24 protein-coding genes and 5 tRNA genes are annotated in these 24,434 nt (G+C 42.0%); 21 read left to right on the top strand and 8 right to left on the bottom strand.

Going from position 1 to position 24,434, the window contains the following annotated elements:
- The coding region (locus FTU34_RS17755) for a hypothetical protein (protein WP_218950094.1) at window positions 1-233 on the top strand (233 nt) is incomplete at its 5' end.
- Window positions 234-372: 139 nt separating this feature from the next.
- Here FTU34_RS17755 and FTU34_RS15635 read toward each other — a convergent pair.
- Window positions 373-1,149: an IclR family transcriptional regulator gene (locus tag FTU34_RS15635; protein WP_168378212.1), complete on the bottom strand. Its 777-nt coding sequence runs from the start codon at window positions 1,147-1,149 to the stop codon at window positions 373-375.
- A 464-nt stretch (window positions 1,150-1,613) separates the two neighbouring features.
- On the opposite strand from FTU34_RS15635, the gene FTU34_RS15630 reads away from it, so the two are divergent.
- From FTU34_RS15630 to FTU34_RS15620, 3 genes are read left to right on the top strand one after another with little or no spacing between them, the layout of a single operon-like run.
- Entirely contained in the window at window positions 1,614-3,713 is a 2,100-nt protein-coding gene (locus FTU34_RS15630) for an FUSC family protein (protein WP_180036124.1), read from the top strand.
- Window positions 3,706-3,912 (top strand): DUF1656 domain-containing protein, encoded by a 207-nt coding sequence (locus FTU34_RS15625; RefSeq protein WP_180036125.1) that lies wholly within the window; start codon window positions 3,706-3,708, stop codon window positions 3,910-3,912. The genes FTU34_RS15630 and FTU34_RS15625 overlap by 8 nt, the downstream gene beginning before the upstream one ends.
- Before the next feature lie 33 nt (window positions 3,913-3,945).
- The gene (locus tag FTU34_RS15620) at window positions 3,946-4,950 is read left to right on the top strand and encodes an HlyD family secretion protein (RefSeq protein ID WP_078189427.1); all 1,005 of its coding nucleotides are present in this window, start codon (window positions 3,946-3,948) and stop codon (window positions 4,948-4,950) included.
- Between the two features lie 105 nt (window positions 4,951-5,055).
- Here FTU34_RS15620 and ruvX read toward each other — a convergent pair whose 3' ends face one another.
- Window positions 5,056-5,499 (bottom strand): Holliday junction resolvase RuvX, encoded by a 444-nt coding sequence (ruvX, locus tag FTU34_RS15615; protein ID WP_078192570.1) that lies wholly within the window; start codon window positions 5,497-5,499, stop codon window positions 5,056-5,058.
- Window positions 5,492-6,046 carry a YqgE/AlgH family protein gene (locus FTU34_RS15610; protein ID WP_180022050.1) on the bottom strand — a complete coding sequence of 185 codons (555 nt, stop codon included), beginning with the start codon at window positions 6,044-6,046 and terminating at the stop codon, window positions 5,492-5,494. The genes ruvX and FTU34_RS15610 overlap by 8 nt, the downstream gene beginning before the upstream one ends.
- Before the next feature lie 308 nt (window positions 6,047-6,354).
- On the opposite strand from FTU34_RS15610, the gene FTU34_RS15605 reads away from it, so the two are divergent.
- Window positions 6,355-7,080, top strand: coding sequence for a hypothetical protein (locus tag FTU34_RS15605; RefSeq protein ID WP_180036126.1), 726 nt, complete (start codon window positions 6,355-6,357; stop codon window positions 7,078-7,080).
- A gap of 16 nt (window positions 7,081-7,096) precedes the next feature.
- Here the strand turns inward: FTU34_RS15605 and recN are convergent, their stop codons facing one another.
- The gene (gene recN / locus FTU34_RS15600) at window positions 7,097-8,758 is read right to left on the bottom strand and encodes a DNA repair protein RecN (protein ID WP_180036127.1); all 1,662 of its coding nucleotides are present in this window, start codon (window positions 8,756-8,758) and stop codon (window positions 7,097-7,099) included.
- Window positions 8,759-9,356: 598 nt separating this feature from the next.
- Between recN and FTU34_RS15595 the strand changes: the two genes are divergently transcribed.
- The 3 genes from FTU34_RS15595 to FTU34_RS15585 all read left to right on the top strand — a co-directional run bounded on the left by FTU34_RS15595 (window position 9,357) and on the right by FTU34_RS15585 (window position 11,545).
- Entirely contained in the window at window positions 9,357-9,680 is a 324-nt protein-coding gene (locus FTU34_RS15595; RefSeq protein WP_067763086.1) for a pyrimidine/purine nucleoside phosphorylase, read from the top strand.
- Between the two features lie 177 nt (window positions 9,681-9,857).
- Window positions 9,858-10,616 carry a 23S rRNA (guanosine(2251)-2'-O)-methyltransferase RlmB gene (rlmB, locus tag FTU34_RS15590; protein WP_180036128.1) on the top strand — a complete coding sequence of 253 codons (759 nt, stop codon included), beginning with the start codon at window positions 9,858-9,860 and terminating at the stop codon, window positions 10,614-10,616.
- An 8-nt stretch (window positions 10,617-10,624) separates the two neighbouring features.
- Window positions 10,625-11,545 (top strand): DMT family transporter, encoded by a 921-nt coding sequence (locus FTU34_RS15585; protein ID WP_373686511.1) that lies wholly within the window; start codon window positions 10,625-10,627, stop codon window positions 11,543-11,545.
- A gap of 14 nt (window positions 11,546-11,559) precedes the next feature.
- On the opposite strand, the gene coaE is transcribed toward FTU34_RS15585, so the two are convergent.
- Genes coaE through pilB form a run of 4 tightly spaced genes read right to left on the bottom strand, consistent with a single transcriptional unit; the run spans window position 11,560 to window position 16,000 of the window.
- Window positions 11,560-12,162, bottom strand: coding sequence for a dephospho-CoA kinase (gene coaE / locus FTU34_RS15580; protein WP_180004676.1), 603 nt, complete (start codon window positions 12,160-12,162; stop codon window positions 11,560-11,562).
- A gap of 9 nt (window positions 12,163-12,171) precedes the next feature.
- A complete protein-coding gene (locus tag FTU34_RS15575; protein ID WP_111884880.1) occupies window positions 12,172-13,032 on the bottom strand; it encodes an A24 family peptidase in 861 nt (286 codons plus the stop codon).
- Window positions 13,032-14,258, bottom strand: a complete 1,227-nt coding sequence (locus FTU34_RS15570) for a type II secretion system F family protein (protein ID WP_078192563.1) — start codon at window positions 14,256-14,258, stop codon at window positions 13,032-13,034. The genes FTU34_RS15575 and FTU34_RS15570 overlap by 1 nt, the downstream gene beginning before the upstream one ends.
- Window positions 14,259-14,290: 32 nt before the next feature.
- Window positions 14,291-16,000, bottom strand: a complete 1,710-nt coding sequence (pilB, locus tag FTU34_RS15565; RefSeq protein ID WP_180004674.1) for a type IV-A pilus assembly ATPase PilB — start codon at window positions 15,998-16,000, stop codon at window positions 14,291-14,293.
- A gap of 275 nt (window positions 16,001-16,275) precedes the next feature.
- On the opposite strand from pilB, the gene tpiA reads away from it, so the two are divergent.
- The 13 genes from tpiA (at window position 16,276) to FTU34_RS15500 (ending at window position 24,329) form a co-directional block, all read left to right on the top strand.
- Window positions 16,276-17,067, top strand: coding sequence for a triose-phosphate isomerase (gene tpiA, locus FTU34_RS15560; RefSeq protein WP_180004673.1), 792 nt, complete (start codon window positions 16,276-16,278; stop codon window positions 17,065-17,067).
- Window positions 17,068-17,080: 13 nt separating this feature from the next.
- Complete coding sequence (secG, locus tag FTU34_RS15555; protein ID WP_078189417.1) at window positions 17,081-17,410, top strand: preprotein translocase subunit SecG; 330 nt, start codon at window positions 17,081-17,083, stop codon at window positions 17,408-17,410.
- 52 nt (window positions 17,411-17,462) lie between these two features.
- Window positions 17,463-17,547: transfer RNA gene (locus FTU34_RS15550), tRNA-Leu, on the top strand.
- 48 nt (window positions 17,548-17,595) lie between these two features.
- Window positions 17,596-17,672 (top strand) — tRNA-Met (locus FTU34_RS15545).
- 73 nt (window positions 17,673-17,745) lie between these two features.
- Window positions 17,746-17,822 (top strand) — tRNA-Met (locus FTU34_RS15540).
- A 58-nt stretch (window positions 17,823-17,880) separates the two neighbouring features.
- Window positions 17,881-17,957 (top strand) — tRNA-Met (locus FTU34_RS15535).
- Between the two features lie 90 nt (window positions 17,958-18,047).
- A tRNA-Met gene (locus tag FTU34_RS15530) sits at window positions 18,048-18,124 on the top strand.
- A gap of 216 nt (window positions 18,125-18,340) precedes the next feature.
- A complete protein-coding gene (gene rimP / locus FTU34_RS15525; protein WP_180004672.1) occupies window positions 18,341-18,865 on the top strand; it encodes a ribosome maturation factor RimP in 525 nt (174 codons plus the stop codon).
- Window positions 18,866-18,900: 35 nt separating this feature from the next.
- The gene (gene nusA / locus FTU34_RS15520) at window positions 18,901-20,385 is read left to right on the top strand and encodes a transcription termination factor NusA (protein ID WP_180010651.1); all 1,485 of its coding nucleotides are present in this window, start codon (window positions 18,901-18,903) and stop codon (window positions 20,383-20,385) included.
- A gap of 10 nt (window positions 20,386-20,395) precedes the next feature.
- A complete protein-coding gene (gene infB, locus FTU34_RS15515; protein WP_180036130.1) occupies window positions 20,396-23,089 on the top strand; it encodes a translation initiation factor IF-2 in 2,694 nt (897 codons plus the stop codon).
- On the top strand, window positions 23,089-23,496 hold the full coding sequence (locus FTU34_RS15510) for a ribosome-binding factor A (protein ID WP_078189413.1): 408 nt from the start codon (window positions 23,089-23,091) through the stop codon (window positions 23,494-23,496). Before infB ends, FTU34_RS15510 begins: the two co-directional genes overlap by 1 nt.
- Before the next feature lie 168 nt (window positions 23,497-23,664).
- A complete protein-coding gene (locus tag FTU34_RS15505) occupies window positions 23,665-24,090 on the top strand; it encodes a M48 family metallopeptidase (protein ID WP_180036131.1) in 426 nt (141 codons plus the stop codon).
- On the top strand, window positions 24,087-24,329 hold the full coding sequence (locus tag FTU34_RS15500; RefSeq protein WP_180036132.1) for a hypothetical protein: 243 nt from the start codon (window positions 24,087-24,089) through the stop codon (window positions 24,327-24,329). Before FTU34_RS15505 ends, FTU34_RS15500 begins: the two co-directional genes overlap by 4 nt.
- The last annotated feature ends 105 nt before the right edge of the window (window positions 24,330-24,434 follow it).

Raw genomic sequence — 24,434 nt, 5'->3', positions numbered from 1 at the left:
TGTCTGCTAGGGACAGCTGCCCTGTTTGTTTCCATGCCATGTCGGTGTCTTTTGTTATGTGGTTGATTATAAAGCATTATATCATTTTAACGAACTTTTGTGTATCTGTTCGTGCAAAGGTTTCTATGATCAACAGCCGTAAAAAAAGCCCATATCTAGATGAGCTTTTTTCTTTCTCTGAGGAAGAGTATAGCGACAATCAACTGAAATCATGGAACACATGGTTGAGATGACTGCTAAAGAACAATAATCATATTATGATAATTTATCCAATATTTATAATTAATAAATTCAATTAATAACATAAATTTATCAGATTAATTAAATATCATCTTTACAACATTGCATCAGTTATGCGCAAACAGATCAGGCTTAAATGGCGTCCGATTCTTCCATCATACTGCTGTATTTTTTCTCAATACGCGCTGTACAGTCTTGCAGCATTTCTACAACTTTCTGAAAATTCATAAAATCAAAACGATTTTTAGACGCCAATAGGGTCAAAGCAAGTGGGGGTTCTTTACTGGAGAATTTAATCGGAATCGATAGGCTCGACATATTCGGGTCAACTTCACCATTGGAAAAATAATAACCCTGCTTTTTAATCTTTTTCATTTGCAGCATAAATTCTTCTTCATTATGCGCAAAACCAACTTGAGATAATTCATCTGCAAAACGGTGGTAATAATCTAAAATCCGTTGCTTGGGTAACTGGGACAAAATCACTTTAGATGATGAGCCTTTATACATCGGACGCGGGCTACCTCGACCATAAGCCAAGGCAGTATAGTCTTTGTAAAGTTCATGATGCACATCAATACAAGAGTCGATATTCAGATGCGTCAATAAGCAACAAGACTCTGTGCGTTCCACAATTTCTTTCATGAAGGGAATGCTAATTTGCACCAATGGATCGGTGGTGCGAGAAATAAAATCAAGCACAGCAATTTTTGAACCCAGTGTGTAATCGCCAGAAGTCCCACTGAGGCGCTGCAATAATTCAGCAGAAACCAGTTCTTTTAAATAGCGATAGCTCGTTGGTTTAGATAAGCCTAATTCTTCACTAATAATGTCGACATTGATGATGGGACGAGCAACTGAAAATAAGTCGAGTACGGTGAGAATTTTACCAAAACTGGAAAGCGCCATAAGAACCTGCTTGGTCACAATAAAAAATGAATCGTTAAGTTACTTTATAACAAATTGCTCGGCCTGATGTTGCGATTTTCTACACTGGAAATGAAACAAATCTGAAATATCACAGGGTTTCTTGGGTCATCCTGATAAAAGCATAGTAAAAACCTGAAATACTCATTTAAAATATAGTTGAATTATCAAAATAAGATATTTTTATTGACTTCGGTTTGTTTTTTTAGCAAAATTGTTGTGAAAATATCCTATATTGAATAAATATTGCCCATTCTTTCGATGCGCAGGCAATGTTGCACACTACTTTTTGTATTCAAATGGTTTGAAACACGATTTGAATCGCTTCTTTACTTATTGAAATTTCTAGTCATTCCTGTGCCGTGATACAGGTTGTGCTGTCGAATGTTTAAGCATTCGATAGGAGGCCGTTTTCACTAAAAAGAAGCAAACCGATGAGATCAATCATGCTGCTGACGAAACAAATACTCGCTTTTCGGCCCAATAAAATGGACTGGATTTTTGCGACCAAAACGTTCATCGCGAGCATGTTGGCATTGTATGTGGCCTTTGTACTGAATTTGGCTTATCCGATTTGGGCGATTGGCACCGTTTTCGTGATCGCGAATCCATATTCAGGGATGACGTCTTCAAAAAGTTTGTATCGTGTATTAGGAACATTCTTAGGGGCGGCCGTGTCGGTGGTGGCACTGCCACATCTCATCCATATGCCAGTACTGTTTACAGTGTTTTTGGCTGTTTGGGTTGGGTTTTGCTTGTATTTGTCACTGCTAGACCGTACGCCTCGTAGTTATGTTTCCATGTTGGCGGGTTATACCACGGTCATTATCTGTTTTAACGTGGTGTATTTTATTGATACCGCTTCGATCTTCGATATGGCCTTGGGGCGTTTTCTCGAAATTACGGTAGGTGTGGTCTGTAGTGCCATCGTGACTACGACATTATTTCCAATGCATATTGGCCCTGCAGTCGAAACACGGGTGAGTAAAACCTTTGCCGATACCAAAGAAATTTTTGATCAGATTTTATTAGAGCCTGCCGAACTAGAAAATTATTCAAAAAATCTCGGCAATATTGCACGAGATATCGCGGATATACATGTCATGGCGGTGCATTTGTCTTATGAAAAATCAACCTTAAAAGGCATGACACGTCCGTTGCAGGAAATCTTGCATCAGTTGAGTTTGTTGGTCAGTAACCTGGTGGCCATGTCTGAGCGGATGAAACAATTAGACGGTTTAGACACACATTATCGGACGGCACTCAAGCAAGCCCATGAACATATTGCCGCGTTTTTATTAGATCAACATCAGATTGAGGAAAGTGAACTTAATCAATTACCTGAACAATTTGAGCAAGATTTTCAACACATTCAGACACAGGCATTGCCATCACAGCAGGTGATTTTGGGTAGTCTAAAAATGGATATTCGCCATTTTATTCAGAATATCCGTGCGATTCGCTTGCTTTGGCAGCGGGTACAGCAAGGCGACTCCACTTTACCAACCACACTGACCGCCTTGAGCAATAGTCATTATCCGACTTTGCACCGTGATGCGGGGGTTGCTATTCGTGGCGGAGTGTCTGCGTGTCTGATTATTTTAATTTCTACGGGTTTTTGGATCGTTAGTGGTTGGAAAGCTGGATTTATGATGGCTGAAATGGCTGCGATCAGTGCCTGTATTTTAACGGCAATGGATAACCCTGTTCCTGCATTGAAAATGTTTATTCGAGCCAATATGTATGCGGCTTTCATGGTGTTTATCTACGCCTATGGCATTTTCCCGCATGTGACCGCCTTTTGGCAGTTGATCGTGGTGTTAGCACCGTTTGTGATGTTCTGTCTGATGCTGTTTTTACATCCACCTTTAATTGGAATTAGCTTGCCATTACTGATGGGGGCGATTATGGGACTGAATATTCAAAACCGCTTTAGCCTCGATCAGGTGTTTTTTTTTGATGCATCGATTGGGACGGTTTTGGGACCCATTATTTCGGTGTTTATTATTCATTTAGTGCGTGCAATGTCACCAGATATGACGGCCCAACGCATCCTTTCTCAGCATTATAAGGCACTGCGTCAGGCTTTATATCTGCCGTACGGCTTACCGTTTCGGGTGCATTTACGCAGTATGTTGGACCGAATTGGCATCCTAAACAGCAAAATGGTGCAATCAGGAAATTTGAAACAACAGATCGAGTGGGCTTTGGTGGAAGCCAGTGCGGTGATTGATTTGACCCGCTTACAAGAACTCATGAATAAACTCGATCCGAATGATGCATTGGTCAGCGAACTCGAAGAGTTACAACAGGATTTAGATGACTATTTTCGGGCCATGGAACAAGGGCAAAAGAATGTGTATATGAGCTTGAAACAGCAAATTGTAGAGCGAATTCAACGATTGAATCAGGCCGTTCAGGGTATTGAAAACGACGATGTTATGCATCGAATTCAGTATTTACTGAACAATATTCAAAGCAGTTTTTGTCATGTTCTAACACAGCAGACTCCAAATCATTTACAGGTCGAGGCACAACATGGGTGAGCTAAATGTATATGGCGTCTATGTGCCCATTCTATTGATTCAAGCGGTATTGGCCTATCTGTTATTACGGGTCATCATGCGTTTGCTTGACCGATGGATGACGCCAGATTGGGTGCCGATGCCCAATATTTTTTATTTGGGTGTATTTGTGATGTTGCTTTGGCTGGTGCATGAAATCTTTATTTTCTGCCAGTTCTAAGCCCCTAAAAAATGAAATGATTGAGGTAATCGTATGACCAATTTGAATGTCCGAAAATATGTTCGGCCTGTATTGTTGATAATCGTGCTATGTGGCGCATTACTTGCGCTGAAACATATTTGGGACTACTACAATTCGGAACCATGGACGCGTGATGGACGGGTACGTGGTGACGTGATTCAAGTGTCATCGGATGTTTCAGGTTTGGTCACAGACGTTTTAGTTCAAGACAACCAACAAGTGAAAAAAGGCCAAGTGCTGTTTCGTATAGATGTGGCACGTCAAGCTTTGGATGTTGAGCAAGCCAAATCTGACCTGGCGAAAGCCAAAGCAGGACTGGCAGGGGCTGAAGCGCAGCTTGCTGAAGCCAAAGCCAATCTAGTGAAGTCACAAGCCAATATTAATCTTGCAGATAAAAATGCAAATCGTTATGCAAGTTTGATGGACGGTGCGATTTCAAAACAAGAACAAGATCAAATGTTTGCAGTACGTGATCAATCACATGCAGAGCATGAACAAACTCAGGCAGCGATTGAACAAGCCAAAGCCAGTGTGGTGCAGCAAAAAGCCCTGATTGAAGCGGCCAATAGCAGTTTGCATTTGGCAGAATTGAATTTAAAACGTTCGGAAGTGGTTGCACCAACAGATGGAACATTGTCTAACTTTGAACTCAAAGCAGGGAATTACGTCAAAGTCGGACAAGCCGTAGCGGCCTTAATTGACCGTCAACAGTTATATGTTGTGGGATATTTTGAAGAAACCAAACTGGATAAAATCTATGTTGGCGCTCCAGCAACAATCCAACTGATGGGAAGTTCTGAAGTTTATAAAGGCCATGTACAAGGCGTTGCAACAGGGATTGAAGACCGTGAACGTACCTCGACTGATGGTTTACTGGCTAATGTCAATCCAACCTTTAGTTGGGTCCGTTTGGCACAGCGTGTACCAGTGAAAATTGTACTGGATGAAGTGCCGCATGATCAGTTGGCTTTTGTCGCGGGTCGAACCACCACGATTCATATTGTGGATAAAAACTAAGTTATCCCCAATCATTTCATTTGCGCAGCATTGAGTGATCAATCTTGCGCATAAAAAAGCATCCTCTTTTGGATGCTTTTTTATTTGCCTGTTTGTTGAAAGCGCTTAAGGTTTTAGCCCGACTGGATTTCGATACCAACTTTCAATAAACAATGCTGCAGCAAGGCTGTCGGCAGAAAGATTCTTCGCACGGCCTTGGGCTTGATAATGATCTAATTCATCACGCGCTTCACGTGTCGTTAAGCGTTCATCGACCATCAAGGTTTCAATATTGGTTTGGTGGCGCAGGCGTCGTGCAAATTTACGCGCACGTGTGGAGAGTTCAGATTCGCTATCATCCATATTGAGCGGTAGACCCACGATGAACAAATCCGGCTGATACTGTTTCACAATCTTGAGTAGATTATCCCAATTGGGAATGCCATCTTTCATGGGAAAGAGTGGCAGGGGATTTGCACTTTCAATCAGGGCTTGTCCCACAGCCATTCCTGTTTTTTGTGTGCCAAAGTCAAAGGCCATAATCATTTGATATTGTGGTAAATCAGGCATGTCCAATCTCAGATGATAACCACGTGCGGTCTACGCCCATTTTTTTATAGGCAGCGTCCCAGCGGTCGTCATAAGGTAAGTTAAATATTAAATCCATGTCTGAGTCACAAATGAGCCAATCACCCCGAGCAATTTCTTCTTCTAATTGGCTTTTACCCCAACTGGCATAGCCTAGAGCCACCTGATAACGACCCACACCTTCATTGTGTGCAATCGCATCTAAAATATCTTTAGACGTGGTAATGCAGACATTTTCACCTACAGCAATAGACGAATGCCATGTCGGTTGACCGGTATGAAGAACAAAACCTGCCTCTGGGCGCAAAGGACCACCTTGCAACACTTCATGAGGATGCACATTATCTGCCTCAATTTCTAAATCATTCAATAGTTCTTTGATCTGCAAGCCCGAAGGACGATTAATAATGATGCCTTGAGCGCCATCTTCATCATGTCGCGCTAAATAAATCACCGTATTGGCAAAGAATTCATCGTTCATTTCGGGTGGAGCAATCAGGCAGCGGTGTGTGAGGTATTGTTTAGTCACCTAATGGCTTCTCCTTATTGGGGTAAGTTTGATTCTTGGGGTGAATTGCATTCGAATAACGTTGTATTTATCAACATACTAGACTCATAAGTTTTCAACAATGAGTTTTTCTGCAAATTCAATATTTGTCATGCTCGACCAGTGAGGGACATGCTAAAAATCTTCATCGTAAAGGCAGGTCTGCAATGTGGTGAATCGTGAAGCGATGATTGGTAATTTGAACAACAGCAGTACAAAAGCGAGGAGAAGATATACGTGATGGATGACTGAGATTGCTTAAAATAGCAGGATAAACTGAGGGTAAAACAATGACACATTTTTCAAAAATAATAGGGATTGCACTCTGTGCAAGCCTACCTATTTCAGGCTTTGCAGGAAGTGCTGACTTACAAAAACATGAATCTCAGGTGATTAAAAAATATAAAAACTTAAATTTTTATGAGGTCAATGAAGCGATAGAACGTGAAATTGTGGATGTCATTGCGGCAGATCCGAGCAGTTTTCACTACGGATTTACGCAACTCGAAAAGCAAGGTTTTGTTCATGTGCAATATTCTCCGGATAAAAAACTAAAATTTTATAGTTTTGATGTGTCTGGCGGAGGCACCATGGGGGAGTGGAGCAGCTATGTGCAATATGCAACGGGAAAAACGCAACATTTAGATCAATTTGACTCAGGCTATATCAATCAAATTTTGCCGATCAACATCCAAAATAAAACCGTATATTTGGTGAAGAGTTATTATAAAGGTGATAATTGCAGTGGATTACATCATCTAAGAGCTGTTGAAGTTGGGCCAAAACAGTTACTTAAATCTTATGTATTTCAAACTAAGCAAAAGAAACTAGATCAAATCTCGGTAGATTATGACTGCCATTATGAAACCGATCGTCGTAGCGGTAATGAATATCTGAAAATCAGTCCGAAACACGTGGATGTAATGTTGCTCAATCAACAACATCAGCCGCAATATAAATATTTACGCTATACCTTAGGCTCGAAAGCCTTTGTGTATCAGGGAGTTGTCAAATAGTGTGTTTAAGAAAAAATTAACTATGTTGAAATTTTAATTGTCGCAACTGTTTTGCGTGTTGTAAGGTCGTTTGACTAATCTCCACACCACCAGTCATTCGAGCCAGCTCTTGAATCCGATCATCTTCTTCTAACTCAATAATGGTACTGCTTGCAGGATCCGTTTGGCGTTTTTTCACCAAAAGATGTTGGTCAGATTGGGCAGCGACTTGGGCTTGGTGAGTAATACATAAAATTTGAACATGCTGCGCCAAATCAGCCAATAAGCGCCCGACAATTTCTGCCGTTCCGCCACTGATCCCGACATCAATTTCATCAAAGACTAACACTTCGGATTCGGTTTTTTCAGCATTCATCACTTGCATGACTAAGGCAATACGTGACAATTCCCCCCCCGATGCCACGCGTGCTAAAGGCTGAGCAGGAATCCCTTTGTTGGCTGTGAATAACAGCTGAATAAAGCTTAAACCTTCACTCGAAACATGTTCAAGCGGTTCAAATTTAAATTCAAAATGCGCTTCAGGCAGAGCCAGTTGTTTGACTTGTTCAGTCAACTGCTTCGCCAATGGCGTAGCAGCATCTCGGCGTATTTGATCCAAGTGCTCGGCTTTGGAAATGAAGTCTTGATGAGAAACCTCAACTTGTTCTGCCAACGTTTCAGGATCTTCCAGCTGATGCAGTTGCTCTAACTCAAGTTGCCACGCCTCGTATTCTTGTTTTAAATCTTCAGGCTGAGTACGATATTTACGCGCTAAGCGATGAAAAACTTCGAGTTTAGTGTTTAATTCGTCCATACGCTCAGGATCGAAACTTTGACGATCAATAAACTGACGTAAATTTGCTGTCGCGTCTTCAATTTCACTTTGAGCGTTCAGCAGCGACGTATAAATTTCAGAAAGTTGTTCACTACGTCCTGCATGCGATTCAATCCGACGAATGATCGCGCCCATTTCTTGATTGATATTTTGCTCGGCGTCATCGAGGGCATTTAAACCATAGCTACAATCCTGCATGATATGTTCATGATGACTGAGACGGTCAAATTCTTGCTCGATTTCTTTGTAGTCCGTTTGCACAACGTCTTCAAGTTCTTCCAATTGAAGTTCAAGCGTTTCTATCCGTTGCTTACGTGTAGCCTGTGCATCGAGTGCTGCTTGGTGCTGACGAATATCCTTTTGCCATTTGCTATAGGCATCACGCACGGCTTGAGCAGGCTGATAAAAATTGTAATAACGATCCAGCCAATGTTTTGGATAGGGCGGTTCTAAGAGTTGTTGTTGGCTGTGTTGGCTATAGAGTTGTACCAATAAGCGGCCAATTTCTTTTAACTCAGATAAGCTGCTCGGACGTCCATTAATCCATGCTTTGCTGCGACCTGTTGCAAAAATTACGCGACGTAAATGGATCTCGCCAGACTCATCATCTAGTTCGTGTTCTTTGAGCCAAAGCGCTTCAGGACTGTGCTCTTGATAGCTAAAGGTCGCTGTTACATCGGCTTTGTCTGATCCATAGCGCACATAGTTGGTGTCTGTACGTTCACCTAAGCAAGCTGATAATGCGTCTAGAAGTAAAGATTTACCTGCACCCGTTTCACCCGTCAGGACATTAAAGCCTTGTTCAATGTCGATGGCTAAATGGTCGGCTAATGCAAAATTGATCAGAGTTAAATGTGTCAGCATAAACGCATCCGAGCTGCGAAAAGTTCTAGTTAAAGATAATTAAGTTTTGTTTTAGTCACAAGATAAGTTTTATTTTAAGATGACGAAAAACCTCATAATTCTATCTTAAATTTCAGTTTAATAAGAAATTAGTTTCGTATCCGCTGTATGCACGTAGTGTTGTGATGCAAAGAGTAGATGATCTTGCATAACGTGAGCTTAAACCATCCAACATCCTGCCAAGTCCTCACAAAACACGTTTGTGTATGTATTCTTGTATTTAATCTAGCGTGTTATTGCCATAAAACGTCATGATTTGGTCACTCAAATCTACCAATATGATTCATCACGCTGCTATTTTTTTGAAAAGAGTTTTCAGCGTTTCGATCAACCCTAACTAGGACTTTAGTGGATGAAACAAAAAAGTATTTTGTACAACAGCACAGCTTGTTTTAGACTCTAAATGTTGAGGTAGTGGGATGAAATTGGGGCACATCCAGTACTCAGATTTTTGTAATTATCTATCGCACAGTTTTCAACACAGATTGATTAGTTTTTGCAGCACAATTAAACTACATCGATCAAAATATTATAAATATGCTTTATCTGGAGAAAACGCATGTCAGCACAGTTTGATCATGTATCGGTAATCAAAAAATCAAATGTTTATTTTGGCGGTCTATGCATCAGCCATACTGTGCAATTTGAAGATGGAACAAAGAAAACACTGGGTGTGTTGCTTCCAACTGAACAAGCGCTGACTTTTGAAACTCATGTACCTGAACGTATGGAAATTATTTCAGGCGAATGTCGTGTTCAAATTGCAGATAGCGAAGAAAGCGAATTATTCCGTGCGGGTCAATCATTCTACGTGCCAGGTAATAGCCGTTTTAAAATTGAAACAGACGAAGTCTTGGATTATGTGTGCCACTTAGAAGGCTAATGATTCAATCAATTTAGGCACAGTTTTTTAACCTTAAATCGGTTAAACTATGTGTCATAGCATAAATCCTGTAAAGCTTGCTTTGCAGGATTTTTCTTTTTGGCAGCCTATGCTGTGCTCTAGGGATATCATACCCTGTTTAAAAGTTTATCGAAGTTTGCAAATTAGAGGTCGTTCATGGCGAAACCGGAATATTATTATGGCGTTCATTCAGTGGAGTCATTACTGGAACTTGAGCCAGAACGCGTTTTAACTTTATTTGCGTTAAAAGGACGTGATGATCAGCGTTTAAAACGTATTTTTGAGTTGGCAGAACCGTTTGGTGTCAGCATTCAAAAAGCTAGCCGTGATAGTTTGGAAAAACTTGCGGGACAACCGTTCCATCAAGGTGTGGTCGCAGCTGTACGCCCACATCCAGTCTTGAACGAAAAAGATTTAGAGGCTTTATTACAAGCCAATCCAAATGCGTTGCTATTGGCATTAGATCATATTACAGATCCACATAACCTTGGTGCATGCATTCGTACAGCGGCAGCCATGGGTGTTGAAGCCGTGATTGCACCGCGTGATCGTTCAGCGACACTTACCCCAACAGCCCGTAAAGTTGCTGCTGGTGGTGCTGAAAAAGTGAAGTTTATTCAGGTGACCAACTTGGCACGTACATTGGCTCAAATCAAAGTAGATTTTAACGTGCGTGTGGTCGGCACCATGCTAGATGAAAAAGCGTTGCCGATTCAAAACTTTGACTTCACAGGTACGGGTGTATGTGTGGTGATGGGCGCTGAAGATACAGGTTTACGTCCCATTACGCAGGCGCAATGTGATCAAACTGTGTACATTCCAATGGCCGGCAATTTGCAAAGCTTAAATGTCAGTGTCGCAACAGGTATGGCATTGTATGAAGCATGTCGTCAACGTAATAATGAATTGAAATAGCAGTGATGATGTCTCCCCAAAAGCAAGGTTATTTATATGTTTTCATTACCATGTGTATTTGGGGGGGATTCACCTTAACGGCGCGTTTAAGCGCCAATTGGGGAATCAGTGCTTGGGATATCACGGCACTTCGGTTTGCTTTGGCATTTTGCATCTTAATGCCAATTTTGATTTATAAAAAAGATACGGCTTTTTTATGGAAGAAAGAGCCTTTTATCCTCGCTATGCTCGGTGGGGTGACCTATTGCTTAACGGCCTATAGCGCATTTCATTATGCTCCTGCGGCCCATGCGGCAATCTTCCTCAATGGTTGTATTCCCTTATGTACGGCCATAGCCGCATTCCTGATCTTCAAACAGCCACTCGATAAGCATACCTGGATCAGTGTGGTGATTATGGTCTCTGCCATTAGCTTAATGAGTTATTTGATGTATGTGGAAACCGGTGTAGCGTTTGGTTTAGGTGATTTGCTGTTTTTTATCAGTGCCATTTGGTGGGGAATATTTACGGTATTGCTTAAGCAATGGAAACTCTCTGCTTGGCATGCCATGGCGGGGGTTGCGGTTTGGTCTGCCGTGGTATTCGTGCCTATTTATCTACTATTTTTCCCTAAACATTGGTCTGACCCAGAGCCATTGCAACTCATTGGACAAGTTATCTTTCACGGTATTTTTGTGGTGATTATTGCGACTTTAACGTATGTAGAGGCGATCAAGCGTCTGGGTGCATTTAAAGCCGGAAGCATCGTAACTTTGGCACCTTTTATTGCTGCAATTTTAGCGGTACCGCTGCTGAATGAACACTTAAGTTTTGCAATCGTGTGCGGATTGGTCGGGATGGGGATTGGAGCGATTCAACCGTGGAAATGGTTGGGACGAAAGGACAGTCTAGAGCAGCAACTCGAACAACAAAAAAAGCAGTCTGAGTAAGACTGCTTTTTTATTTAGCTTTTTTCAGCGTGCGCTAAGTACTTGAGATGCAACGGCCGAAGCTGCGCATAAAGATGATCTAAATGACCATCATTCAGCACGATATCATCTGCAATTTTTTGCTTTTCCTGACGCGACATTTGCACTTGAATGATTTTTTGGATTTGCTCGATATTTTGACCATCGCGCTGTGATGCACGCTGAATTTGCAATTGTTCTGTGGCATCAATCAGCAAGGTGTGATTGGCCAATTCATGTTGATTGGTTTCAAATAATAACGGCGAAACCAAGATGACATAGGGGCTGGTGGCTTCGTTTAATTGTTGGATAATGGACTGGCGTATTGCTGGATGGGTAATGGCTTCAAGTGCTTGACGTGCTGTAGGATCTTTAAAGATATGCTCGCGTAATGCACGCCGATTTAACTCACCATTTTCCAGTAAAACCCAATCACCAAATTGTTGTTGAATTTGATTCAGTGTGGATTGCCCCGGTTCGACAACTTCCCGTGCAACGATATCAGCATCGACGACTTGAATGCCTTGGAGTTCAAACCAATTGCTTGCAGCAGATTTACCGCTACCAATACCACCTGTTAAACCCAAGACAAATGTCATACAACGACCTTACTGACCCAAATAAATTTTCATAATTTGATCACCCCATAAAAAGGCGATCCATCCAGCGATGGCAATATAGGGACCAAATGCAAAAGGTTGGTTTTCTTTACGGACTTTGAGCAAAATAATCCCAATGATTGCACCCACCAGTGAAGAGAGTAATACAATCAGTGGAAGCAGGAAAGGGCCCATCCATGCACCCAAGGCAGCTAAAAGCTTAAAGTCACCATAGCCCATACCTTCTTTGCCAGTGATGATTTTAAATAAATAGTAAACAATCCATAGGCATAAGAAGCCGATGATATATCCCCAAATGGCTGAGGTTGCAGAGGTATAAATGGCATAGCTATTCACGCCAAGCCCGAGTGCAGCCAAAGGAAGGGTATAACGGTCAGGTAAAAGTTGGGTGTCAAAGTCAATAAATGTTAAGGCAATCAAGACATAAGTCAGCACCAGACCAAACAGCATTTGGATGGTTGGGCCAAAAACTGCAACAACAATCAGCGCACAGATCATGGTGAGTAATTCGATCAGTGGATAACGGCTACTGATCGGGTTTTGGCAACTTCCACATTTTCCACGTAACACAATCCAACTGATGACAGGAATGTTTTGATACCAACGAATGGGCGTTTTACATTTTGGACAGGTTGAAGCAGGGGTACTCAGGGTAATCTTGGTTTCATCAATAATCGGTTGGTCTGGATGCAAAAATAGTTGGCAATCTGTGCGCCATTCTTGTTCCATCATCTTTGGTGTGCGGTAAATTACCACATTCAAAAAACTACCGATGCAAAGACTAAAAATCCCAACTGCGATATATAACGCAATTGGGGTATTAATTAAATATGTTATTAATTCTTGCATTAAACCACAGAACCCATTTGGAAGATTGGAAGATACATTGCAATCACAAGACCACCAACGAGGACACCTAATACCGCCATAATCAAGGGTTCCATCATCGAAGTTAAGCCATCTACGGCATTATCAACTTCGTTTTCATAATGCGTTGCCACTTTGTCTAGCATAGCATCCAAGGCACCGGATTCTTCACCAATAGCCACCATTTGAATCGCCATAGATGGGAATTTATCGGTGACACGCATAGCAAATTGCAGTTGTTGACCAGTCGCCACATCTTCACGAATTTTCATGACCGCTGTTTCATAGACCACGTTGTTGGTTGCACCTGCAGTTGATTCGAGCGCATCGATTAAGGGTACGCCCGCGGCAAATGTGGTTGCCAAGGTACGGCTATAGCGGGCAATAATTGCTTTATAAACCAAATCACCAAAAATCGGTGCTTTGAGTGCAGCTTTGTCTAAGAAGTCTCTGAAAGCTTTGCTACGTTTTTTTGCTTCCATGAAACCAGCAATCACAGCTCCAATTCCAATGATGAGGAAGAACCAATATTTTTGCATCCATTCCGACATGTTAACTACCATTTTGGTAAAGGCAGGTAGGTCTGCACCAAATGATGAAAACAAGTCTTGGAATACGGGAACCACTTTTACCATCAAAATAATCGTCACAATAACAGCGACAACGATGACCGCTGCTGGGTATTTCATGGCTTTTTTGATTTTTTGCTTAAGCAATTCACTTTTTTCTTTGTAAATGGCAACACGGTCTAGCATGGTTTCAAGTGCACCCGACTGTTCACCTGATTCAACCAAGGAGCAAAATAGGTTATCGAAATACTGCGGATATTTGCGCAGCGCACCAGCAAAGGTATTACCGCCTTCAACTTCACCTTTGATCCCCAAGACCACTTCACGCATGGCTGGGTTTTCTAGGCCTTCCGCCACGATTTCAAAACCCTGAACGAGCGGTACACCGGCTTTCATCATGGTTGCAAGTTGGCGCGTGAATACCGTGATATCCAAAGTGGATACTTTCTTTTTCATCAAGCCTTCGAGAATATTTTTGCGTTTTTCTCGAATGGTTTTAATGGTGATGCCTTGCTTACGTAAAGTGACTTTGGCTAAAGCCATATTACGCGAAGGCATTTCCCCTTTGATTTTCGCCCCTTTGCGATCCACGCCTTCATAACTGAAGGTTGGCATCATCTGCGCTTTTTTTACAGCCATGAATTTATCCTTATTTTTAAATACTAATTCACTTACTCACTGGTCACACGATTGACTTCTTGAAGTGAAGTCACCCCCTGCATGACCTTAATTAAGCCTGAACGGCGTAAATTGTTAAAACCTGCTTGATTTGAAGCTTCGGCAATTTGTAAGGCATTGCCATCTTCCATAATAATTCTTGAAATTTCAGGTGTCACTTTCATGACTTCATATATACCGACACGACCTTTATAGCCTTCGCGGCATTCGGAACAACCGACAGGTTGGTATATTTGAAATTCTGGTGTATTTAAATCGTCTTCAGTAAAACCAAGTTCCAGTAGACTTTGTTTTGGTACCTCTACTGTTTCTTTACATTGTGAACATAGGCGACGCGCAAGTCGCTGCGCAATGACAAGGTTCACGGATGTCGCAATGTTAAATGAGGGCACGCCCATATTGCGTAAGCGTGTCAATGTTTCAGGTGCACTATTGGTATGTAGTGTAGACATCACCATGTGACCCGTTTGAGCTGCTTTAATGGCAATTTCAGCCGTTTCTAAATCTCGAATCTCACCGACCATCACAATATCAGGGTCTTGACGTAAGAATGACTTCAATGCTGCAGAGAAGGTGAGGCCGACTTTATTATTTACGTTGACCTGATTGATCCCTTCTAAGTTAATTTCCACAGGGTCTTCGGCCGTTGAAATGTTGGTATCTTCACGGTTAAGAATGTTTAGACCTGTATATAAAGATACGGTTTTACCGGAACCCGTTGGACCGGTAATGAGCAACATGCCTTGCGGTTTTTCTAAAGCCTGCATGAACAGTTCTTTTTGATCCGGTTCATAACCCAACGCATCAATCCCTAACATCGCACTAGAAGGGTCAAGGATACGTAGAACAAGTTTTTCACCAAACAAGGTCGGTAAGGAGTTCACACGGAAGTCGATGGCTTTGTTCTTTGACAGCTTTAACTTGATACGACCGTCTTGTGGAATACGTTTTTCCGAGATGTCCATTTGTGACATGACTTTTAAACGCGAAGCAAGTCGAGTCGCAAGTTGCAAGGGCGGATTGGTAATTGTTCTTAACACGCCATCGACACGGTAGCGGACGCGATAGGTCTTTTCGTAGGGTTCGAAATGTAAGTCAGATGCACCCATACGAATCGCATCGACTAGCAGCTTATTGATGTATTTAACAATCGGCGCTTCATCACCATTGTCTTTTTCATCTGCTTGTTCAGCTGGGTCTATCGTTTCCTGTTCTAAATCAAGATCAAAGTCATCATCAAAGTCGAAAGTACTTTCTTCAGCGAAGTTCTGCTCAATTAACTTTTCAAGTTTGTCATGTTCAACAATAATGGTTTCGGTATTGAGCTTACTACCAAATCGGATAGCATCTACAGCTTCAATATTGGTGGGATTACTGATCGCAACGAATAACAAATTGCCATGTTTAAAAATGGGCAAAATACGATGCTTGGTAATTAACTTATCTTCAAACTCATCACGAATGATTAAAGACGTGTCATAAGTTGAAATATCAAAAACCGGTTCACCGAACTCTATCGAGATGGTTTCTGCAATCAGGCGTGCTGAAAGTTGATATTCCTGAATCAAATGCGGCACGATATCTTGATGAGCCTTTTTTGAATTTTGCAGCGCTGTTTGCATTTTTTCGGCAGACAGATGCCCTTCGTCAACTAAGCGACGAATAAACCCCGTAAATCTTGAAGAACCTTGAACTGCTGTCATGCTTTTACTTGCCTATGCTTCAGTCTGTTTATAATTGGTATAGCAAAATTATACTTTTGTTGCACAAAAATACCATATCTTAAAGTGTTGTCACTAGCTAAGAATTGGTAAAAAGCATGAACCAGTCCTTAAATCTGCTTAATTTTTTTACAGAAAAGTGAAGATCTTGGAATGACTAGAGTCATTCGAACACGCAAATGTGTTGAAATTTATCTTCAAAATTATGAATTACGTGTAGAATGTGCCCGATTTCATCTTTGTCATGTGGGATAAATATGTCGGGTTCGACGATTACGCCTTGGGTAGTGGGTAACTGGAAAATGAACCCATTGCAAGCCGATGCTGGCGCACTTCTTAAGAATTTTAAGCAATTATTAGATGAACAAAATATTGCTGAAGCGGCATGCCATATTGGGGTTGCACCAACAGCTATTGCTCTGACCACGGTGCAAAATGAATTAGCACAGGCTAGCCGTCATATTATGACTGTTGCACAAGATGTTTCTCGCGTCGCAGGTACAGGTGCATATACGGGTGAGCTCAGTGCTGAGCTATTAAAAGATTATGGTGTTGAATTTGTACTGATTGGTCATTCAGAACGCCGTGAAATTTTTGCTGATCAACCGCATATCATTAATGAAAAAGTAAAAAATGCATTAAACGCGGGTTTGACTGTGATTTATTGCGTGGGTGAAAGCTTAGAACAACGTGAAAGCGGCCAAGCAGAACAAGTTGTGTTACAACAAATATGTGATATTGCTGCTGTCGTACAAGCAGAGCAGTGGAAACAAATTGTGGTGGCTTATGAGCCAATTTGGGCCATTGGCACAGGGAAAACAGCGTCACCTGAAGATGCACAAGCGATGCATGCTAAAATTCGTGAAGGTTTAAGCCAAATCACCCCAATGGGACTTCATACTGCAATTCTTTATGGTGGTAGTGTAAAACCTGAAAATGCAGTAGAGTTGGCAGCCTGTCCAGATATCAATGGTGCGCTCGTCGGTGGTGCATCATTAAATGCAGAGTCGTTTTATAAAATTGCTCAAGCATTTGCAAATACAAAATAATTAGGAGTTCAGCATGCATACGTTTGTGCTGGTGGTACATATTATCTTAGCGATTTTAATGATCGTGCTGATTTTAGTTCAGCATGGTAAAGGCGCAGATGCGGGTGCATCTTTTGGTGGCGGCGGTGCTGCAACTGTATTTGGTGCATCTGGTTCGGGTAACTTTATGACCCGTTTGACTGCGATTTTAACGGCTTTGTTCTTTGTTACGAGCTTGACACTTGCTGTGTTTGCAAAGAAACAAACGACAGATGCTTATAGTCTGAATGCGATTTCTTCAGTACCGACTGCGCCAGCAAAATCGGCTGAAACTTCGCCAACTGCACCAAAAAGCTCTGAATAATTTATTTAACGCTTTCTTTTTTGATGTGTTGCGACTAGAATGCGTCACAGCTGCGGTGGTGGTGGAATTGGTAGACACGCTACCTTGAGGTGGTAGTGCTTTCGGGCGTGGGGGTTCAAGTCCCCCCTTCCGCACCAACTTATAATCCAGAACATAAGTTGGTGTATGCAGCAAAACTCTGTTGATGCGGGATGGAGCAGTCTGGTAGCTCGTCGGGCTCATAACCCGAAGGTCGTTGGTTCAAATCCAGCTCCCGCTACCAATCAATTCTATTTTTAAGATGCAAACTTTTAAATGGACAGCTTTTAAAGCTGAGAAAACTATTTGCATATTGATGCGGGGTGGAGCAGTCTGGTAGCTCGTCGGGCTCATAACCCGAAGGTCGTTGGTTCAAATCCAGCCCCCGCTACCAATCTTATATAGCACACAATCTATATAAGCAGTTTATCTGAAAGTCATTGTGATGTTGATGCGGGATGGAGCAGTCTGGTAGCTCGTCGGGCTCATAACCCGAAGGTCGTTGGTTCAAATCCAGCTCCCGCTACCAATCCTCTGGGATGCAACTCAGTAGGGCAATTCTTCAGGTTGTTTTAGATTGAAAATGACCAAGAAATTGTATATAATTTTTGCATGTTGATGCGGGATGGAGCAGTCTGGTAGCTCGTCGGGCTCATAACCCGAAGGTCGTTGGTTCAAATCCAGCTCCCGCTACCAAGTTTCTAAAAGAGGCTCACAACTAGGTGGGCCTTTTTGCACAGTGGACTATGGTTTTCTGTGTAATAATGGGGCGATTTACGCCCTTTTTTATTGGCTATCGTGTAGTGTCGACAGTATTTTGGTCAAACCGTCATGTTTCACTACTACTATAGTTTCGTATTGGTCTGTAGTGGTCATTTCGACCATCGAATCGCACAAATTTGACGAGAGTAAATGAAGCTATCAAATAAAACTCAAGCACTTCAGGACTTAATTGCCCCAGCGGTGCAAGCATGTGATGTAGAACTTTGGGGGATTGATTTCCAACCTCAAGGAAAACGTTCACTGTTACGTATTTATATCGACCGTGAAGTTGATGAAAATGCAGAACCTGTCATCAATGAAGATGGCGAAGTTGAGCAAGGCCGTGGTATCGGCGTGCAGGACTGTGTTCGTGTCACTCAGCAAGTGGGTGCGATGTTGGATGTATATGATCCAATTTCAGGCGAATATGCATTGGAAGTGTCATCTCCAGGTTGGGATCGTCAGTTCTTTAAATTGGAACAAATGACGGCATACATTGGTCAGCAAGTCGCTTTGCGTTTGATCAGTGCTGTGGATAATCGTCGTAAATTCCAAGCCAAACTTGTAAGCGTAGACCTTGAAAGCGAAATGATTCAGGTTGAAGTTGAAAAGCAACAAGTGTTGGATATTGACAGCCACAATATTGATAAAGCAAATCTGGTTTTCCAAGATTAATTTAATAAATAAGAATCTGAACGAATAGGTGACTTATGGCTCGTGAAATTCTTACCGTAGTAGAAACGGTTAGTAACGAAAAAGGTGTAAGTCGTGATGCAATTTTTGAAGCGCTTGAACAAGCTTTAGTTGCAGCGACTAAGAAGAAATTCTACGAGGGAACTCACTCGGAAGAAGCTCGTCTACGTGTAGAAATCGACCGTCGTACTGGTGATTACCGTACTTTCCGTCAATGGGAAGTGGTTGCCGACGAAGATCACGAAATGCCAGCATGCCAAGATGCGATCTCTGATGTAGATCCTGCAAAATGGGCAATTGGGGATATCCGTGAACTTGAAGTTGAATCGATTGATTTCGGTCGTATTGCGGCACAAATTGCGAAACAAGTGATTGTTCAAAAAATTCGTGAAGCAGAACGTGCATTAATTGCAGATGCTTACGAGTCTAAAGTTGGTGAACTCATCTACGGTGAAGTGAAAAAACAAACCAAAGATGGCTTTATCATTGACTTAGGTGACAATGCAGAAGCATATCTTGCGCGTGAAGAAATGATCGCTAAAGAAATTCTACGTCCTAAACAACGTGTAAACGCGATTTTGTTTAATGTGAACCGTGAAGGCCGTGGTGCTCAGTTATTACTTTCTCGTTCTAAACCAGAAATGCTCATCGCATTGATGAAGAAAGAAATTCCTGAAATTGCTGAAGAAATCATTGAGATTAAGGCAGCTGCACGCCAACCTGGCGTTCGTGCTAAAATCGCTGTGAAAACAAACGATCACCGTATTGATCCTGTAGGTGCATGTATTGGTATGCGTGGTACACGTATCCAAGCGGTTCAGTCAGAGTTAAATGGTGAGCGTATTGATGTAGTCGTTTGGTCGGATGACGCGGCACAATACATTGCAAGTGCTTTAGAGCCTGCTGATGTATCAGGTATCGTGATTGATGAAGAAGAACGTACTGCAGATATTATTTTTGCAACGAGTGATCAGTTAGCGCGTGCAATTGGCTCTCAAGGTCAAAACGTACGCTTAGCATCTGAATTGACTGGTTACAAGCTCAATATGATGCTTGAAGAAGAATATCACGCACGCCAACAAAACGAAGCGCAACAATATTTAGATATGTTTGTTACACGTCTAGATATTGATGAAGACTTAGCGATGGCGTTGGTTGAAATGGGCTTCACATCATTAGAAGAAATCGCGTATGTTCCTGCGGAAACATTCGATGAGATCGAACTTGATGCTGAAACTGTTGAAATGCTACAAGGTCGTGCAAAAGAAGTTGCATTGGCTGATGCATTGAAACAACAAGAGAACATCCAAGAGCCAAGCGAAGAGCTTGCTGCAATGGAAGGCGTGACTAAAGAAATCGCGTATGCGCTTGCCGCTCGCGGTGTGGTAACTGTAGATGATCTTGCAGATCAAGCCACTGACGATATCTCTGATATCGAAGGTTTAGGTGCTGAAAAAGCAGGTCAACTTATTATGAAAGCGCGCGAATCATGGTTTAACTAGGAGGTAATATATGACGGACAAGTCGATTAAGGAGTTAGCTCTCAGCGTGGGTCGTCCAGTTGAGAAGCTGCTGGAACAGGTTCGTGATGCAGGTTTAACACAAACTAAACCTGAAGATATTATCTCCACTGAACAACAAAATGCCCTCGTTAACCATTTGAAAAAAATTCATGGTCAGGATGCGGGCAATGCAGGACAAATCACGTTGAAACGTAAAACTACCAGTACTGCTAAAGTGGCGAGTACATCGGGCAAGGCAAAAACGATTAATGTAGAAGTTCGTAAGAAACATACATTTGTTAAACCGGATCCTGAGCAAATTAAAGCTGAAGCATTAGCGAAAGCACAAGCTGACCAACAAGCACGTAAACAGGAACCTAAGGTTGAAGCGAAAGCTGAAGAACCGAAGCAACAACCAGTATCTAAAGCGAAACAAGCTTTAGAAGCAATGCGTGCTGCTGCGAAGCAAGAACATGCGAAGCAAGAAACACCGAAAGCTGCGGTTGTTGTAAAACGTAAGTCAAACAACAAGCCAATTACAAAACCTGTTGAAACTCTAGAACAGAAAAAAGCACGTGAAGCTCAAGCAGCACAATTGAAAGCTGTAGAAGAAGCGGCGCGTCGTAAAGCCGCTGAAGAAGCGCAACAACGTACGCTTGAGCAAATGCGTCAAATGGCGTCTAAGTATTCTAACGAAGACACTACTGCGACCATTCGTGTTGTAGATGATTCTCCGCTTGCTGCCGGCCTTGTAGGTCAGGCATATGAAGATTCATTTGCGAAAGAAGACCGTGAAATTAAACGTGGTACCAATACCAACAATTCACGTTCACCTAAAAAAGGTGGTCGTCGTGGTGAAGAGCAATCTTTCCGTGATAACTCACATAAACGTGGTTTAAAAACAAGTCAAGCGAACAAGCATGGCTTTGAAAAACCAGTTAAAAAACAAGTTTATGATGTTGAAATTGGTGAAACAATTGTTGTTGCTGACTTGGCTGCGAAAATGGCGGTTAAAGTTCGCGAAGTTATCAAATCACTCATGAAAATGGGCGAATTGGTTACTCAAAACCAAGCGATTGATCAAGAAATCGCAGTACTTGTTGTTGAAGAAATGGGTCACAATCCAGTACTTGTTTCGGATACACAAGCAGAAGATAACTTACTTGAAGCAGCTGAAGAAGCGCGTGGTGTCCAAACCACTCGTCCGCCAGTTGTGACAATTATGGGTCACGTTGACCATGGTAAAACATCACTTCTTGATCGTATTCGTCGCTCTAAAGTGGCTGCAGGTGAAGCAGGTGGTATCACACAGCACATCGGTGCATACCATGTGAAAACTGAAAAAGGTATTATTACTTTCTTAGATACACCGGGACACGCAGCATTTACTGCAATGCGTTCACGTGGTGCGAAATCTACAGATATCGTAGTGTTGGTTGTTGCAGCAGATGATGGTGTTATGCCACAAACTGCGGAAGCGATTGACCATGCACGTGCAGCAGGTACGCCAATTATTGTTGCTATCAACAAAATGGATAAAGAGTCTGCTGATCCAGATCGCGTATTGAATGAGTTGACGACGAAAGAAATCGTACCTGAGCAATGGGGCGGTGACGTTCCAGTGGCAATGGTTTCTGCGCACAGCGGTGCAGGTATCGACGAACTTCTTGACTTGATCTCAATTCAAGCCGAACTTCTTGAGCTTAAAGCATCTGAAGAGGGTGCGGCACAAGGTGTTGTAATTGAAGCACGTGTAGACAAAGGACGTGGTGCGGTAACATCGATTCTTGTTCAAAACGGTACATTGAAAGTGGGTGACCTTGTTCTTGCAGGTTCGTCATACGGTCGTGTACGTGCAATGACAGATGAAAATGGTCAACGTATTAAATCTGCTGGTCCTTCGATTCCTGTGGAAATCTTGGGTCTACCAGAAGCGCCAATGGCGGGTGATGAAGTTCTTGTTGTAAATGACGAGAAAAAAGCACGTGAAGTTGCTGATGCGCGTATGGATCGTGAACGTCAAAAACGTCTTGAGCGTCAATCTGCGATGCGTCTTGAAAATATCATGGCGTCTATGGGCAAGAAAGATGTGCCTATTGTCAACGTGGTATTGAAAACAGACGTACGTGGTACTTTGGAAGCATTACACGTTGCACTTGCTGAACTTGCAACTGATGAAGTGAAAGTACGTATTATTGGTTCAGGTGTTGGTGCGATCACTGAGTCTGACGTAACACTTGCTGAATCATCAGAAGCGGTTCTTCTCGGCTTTAACGTACGTGCTGATAATACTGCACGTCAAAAAGCTGATGCTGATGGTATCGACATTCGTTACTACTCGATCATCTATCAATTAATTGATGATGTGAAAGATGCGATGAGCGGTAAATTAGCGCCTGAACACCGTGAAACAATTCTTGGTGTTGCTGAAGTACGTGAAGTGTTCCACTCAAGTAAATTCGGTGCTGCTGCAGGTTGTATGGTACTTGAAGGTACATTACACCGTAATAAACCGATTCGCGTATTACGTGATGACGTGGTGGTATTCCAAGGTGAGCTTGAATCTCTTCGTCGCTACAAAGATGTGGTTGAAGAAGTTCGTGCCGGTATGGAATGTGGTCTTGCGGTGAAAGGCTATAAAGACATCAAAGCACAAGATAAGATTGAAGTGTACGATGTTCAATTGATTAAACGGAGTCTTTAATGGCGGGTAGTCAACGTCTGAAGCGTATGGCGGATACAGTACAACGTGAGTTGTCAGAACTGATCCGTCAGGAGCTGAAAGATCCACGCTTAGGTGGTCTTGTGACCATCTCTGCCGTGAAGGTGAGCCCAGACTTAGGATATGCCGAAGTTTATGTGACTGTAATGGGTCGTGAGCTAGGCGATGAGCAAAGTGAAGCCGCAAATAAAGAAACTTTAGATGTCTTGAATAAAGCATCTGGTTTCTTGCGTCATGAACTGAGCCGTCGTATCAAAACACGTATTACGCCACGTTTGCGTTTCCATTACGACAAAACAAATGCTTATGGCAACTATATGTTTGGTCTAATTGCGGAAGCGGTCAAGGACTTACCTCCTACTGACGAAGCAAAAAAAGATGATGAATAATTCAGTTCGCTGAATGAAAAAAGCCACCTTCGGGTGGCTTTTTTATGTTTGAATGGTCATTATTTAAAAATACCCAATAACACACAGAATTATAACTAGATGATAAAACTAAGCTTGAAAATGACATTGGATAGTCCAGTCTATACACACAATATAATAAAAAAAATCATGCTATTGAGCAGCATATTACTCATCACTATGCCAAGTTGGGCATGTTTAAATACCTATGTAGAAGATTTTTATACATCTGATTCAGAAAAAGAAAATCAACACGAAGAACATCATGACGAAAAATTGAAGAACTTTGTCTCAAGGCATCCTAGCCCAATAGACTATCAGGCAGAAAATGATTATGCCGTACATCAGATCTACGCAGGCCGTTACGATTTAGCCATTAAGGTTTTACGTGCAATTGAAAATGAGCATCCAGGTTTACCGAAGATGGCAGTGAATTTAGGCACAGCTTATGAGTTGATCGGCAATATTAAACTAGCCAAAAATTGGATTGCAGAAGGTATGAAGCATGATCCATCGATACATCTTAGCAGTGAATGGATTCATCTGAATATTTTAACAGCCAAAGAAAAAGTGTGACAGCAAAATATTTTCATGAATTTCCATTGTTGAATGTACATTATGGAACAGGTTATGTACCTGATGCGCACTGGAAGAATCAGCGAAAACTCACAACAGCAGAATATGATGCTATACGAGAGCAGGCCAGTTTACAGATTAATGAGCGGAAAAATTTTGTTTCAAGACAGAATGCCGTGATGGCACAGCTGTTTTATCAAATGGAGCGTAAAACTCAGTCCTTCAGGTCAGAGATATAAGCGACACGACATGAAGTGTCGTTTGATTTAACTAAGGACTATTTTCCTTGAGTTTTGATTGTTAATATAAGTACATGAAAACCCTTAAATTACGTATAAAAGACA

The organism is Acinetobacter sp. YH12094, from assembly GCF_013419295.1.
Classification (GTDB): domain Bacteria; phylum Pseudomonadota; class Gammaproteobacteria; order Pseudomonadales; family Moraxellaceae; genus Acinetobacter; species Acinetobacter amyesii.
Note: the sequence above shows the minus strand (reverse complement) of the source record. Positions and strands in the feature narration are given on the sequence as shown.

Bases quoted from the DNA above. Each gene is read 5' to 3' on its own strand.
- recN (WP_180036127.1), bottom strand. From the start codon at position 8,758: ATGCTGACACATTTAACTCTGATCAATTTTGCATTAGCCGACCATTTA.
- FTU34_RS15510 (WP_078189413.1), top strand. From the start codon at position 23,089: ATGGCGGGTAGTCAACGTCTGAAGCGTATGGCGGATACAGTACAACGT.
- pilB (WP_180004674.1), bottom strand. From the start codon at position 16,000: ATGACAGCAGTTCAAGGTTCTTCAAGATTTACGGGGTTTATTCGTCGC.
- rlmB (WP_180036128.1), top strand. From the start codon at position 9,858: ATGGCGAAACCGGAATATTATTATGGCGTTCATTCAGTGGAGTCATTA.
- FTU34_RS15585 (WP_373686511.1), top strand. From the start codon at position 10,625: ATGTCTCCCCAAAAGCAAGGTTATTTATATGTTTTCATTACCATGTGT.
- nusA (WP_180010651.1), top strand. From the start codon at position 18,901: ATGGCTCGTGAAATTCTTACCGTAGTAGAAACGGTTAGTAACGAAAAA.
- FTU34_RS15625 (WP_180036125.1), top strand. From the start codon at position 3,706: ATGGGTGAGCTAAATGTATATGGCGTCTATGTGCCCATTCTATTGATT.
- FTU34_RS15620 (WP_078189427.1), top strand. From the start codon at position 3,946: ATGACCAATTTGAATGTCCGAAAATATGTTCGGCCTGTATTGTTGATA.
- tpiA (WP_180004673.1), top strand. From the start codon at position 16,276: ATGTCGGGTTCGACGATTACGCCTTGGGTAGTGGGTAACTGGAAAATG.
- FTU34_RS15635 (WP_168378212.1), bottom strand. From the start codon at position 1,149: ATGGCGCTTTCCAGTTTTGGTAAAATTCTCACCGTACTCGACTTATTT.
- FTU34_RS15595 (WP_067763086.1), top strand. From the start codon at position 9,357: ATGTCAGCACAGTTTGATCATGTATCGGTAATCAAAAAATCAAATGTT.
- FTU34_RS15630 (WP_180036124.1), top strand. From the start codon at position 1,614: ATGCTGCTGACGAAACAAATACTCGCTTTTCGGCCCAATAAAATGGAC.
- secG (WP_078189417.1), top strand. From the start codon at position 17,081: ATGCATACGTTTGTGCTGGTGGTACATATTATCTTAGCGATTTTAATG.
- infB (WP_180036130.1), top strand. From the start codon at position 20,396: ATGACGGACAAGTCGATTAAGGAGTTAGCTCTCAGCGTGGGTCGTCCA.
- FTU34_RS15570 (WP_078192563.1), bottom strand. From the start codon at position 14,258: ATGGCTGTAAAAAAAGCGCAGATGATGCCAACCTTCAGTTATGAAGGC.
- FTU34_RS15575 (WP_111884880.1), bottom strand. From the start codon at position 13,032: ATGCAAGAATTAATAACATATTTAATTAATACCCCAATTGCGTTATAT.
- ruvX (WP_078192570.1), bottom strand. From the start codon at position 5,499: ATGCCTGATTTACCACAATATCAAATGATTATGGCCTTTGACTTTGGC.
- FTU34_RS15505 (WP_180036131.1), top strand. From the start codon at position 23,665: ATGCTATTGAGCAGCATATTACTCATCACTATGCCAAGTTGGGCATGT.
- rimP (WP_180004672.1), top strand. From the start codon at position 18,341: ATGAAGCTATCAAATAAAACTCAAGCACTTCAGGACTTAATTGCCCCA.
- FTU34_RS15605 (WP_180036126.1), top strand. From the start codon at position 6,355: ATGACACATTTTTCAAAAATAATAGGGATTGCACTCTGTGCAAGCCTA.
- coaE (WP_180004676.1), bottom strand. From the start codon at position 12,162: ATGACATTTGTCTTGGGTTTAACAGGTGGTATTGGTAGCGGTAAATCT.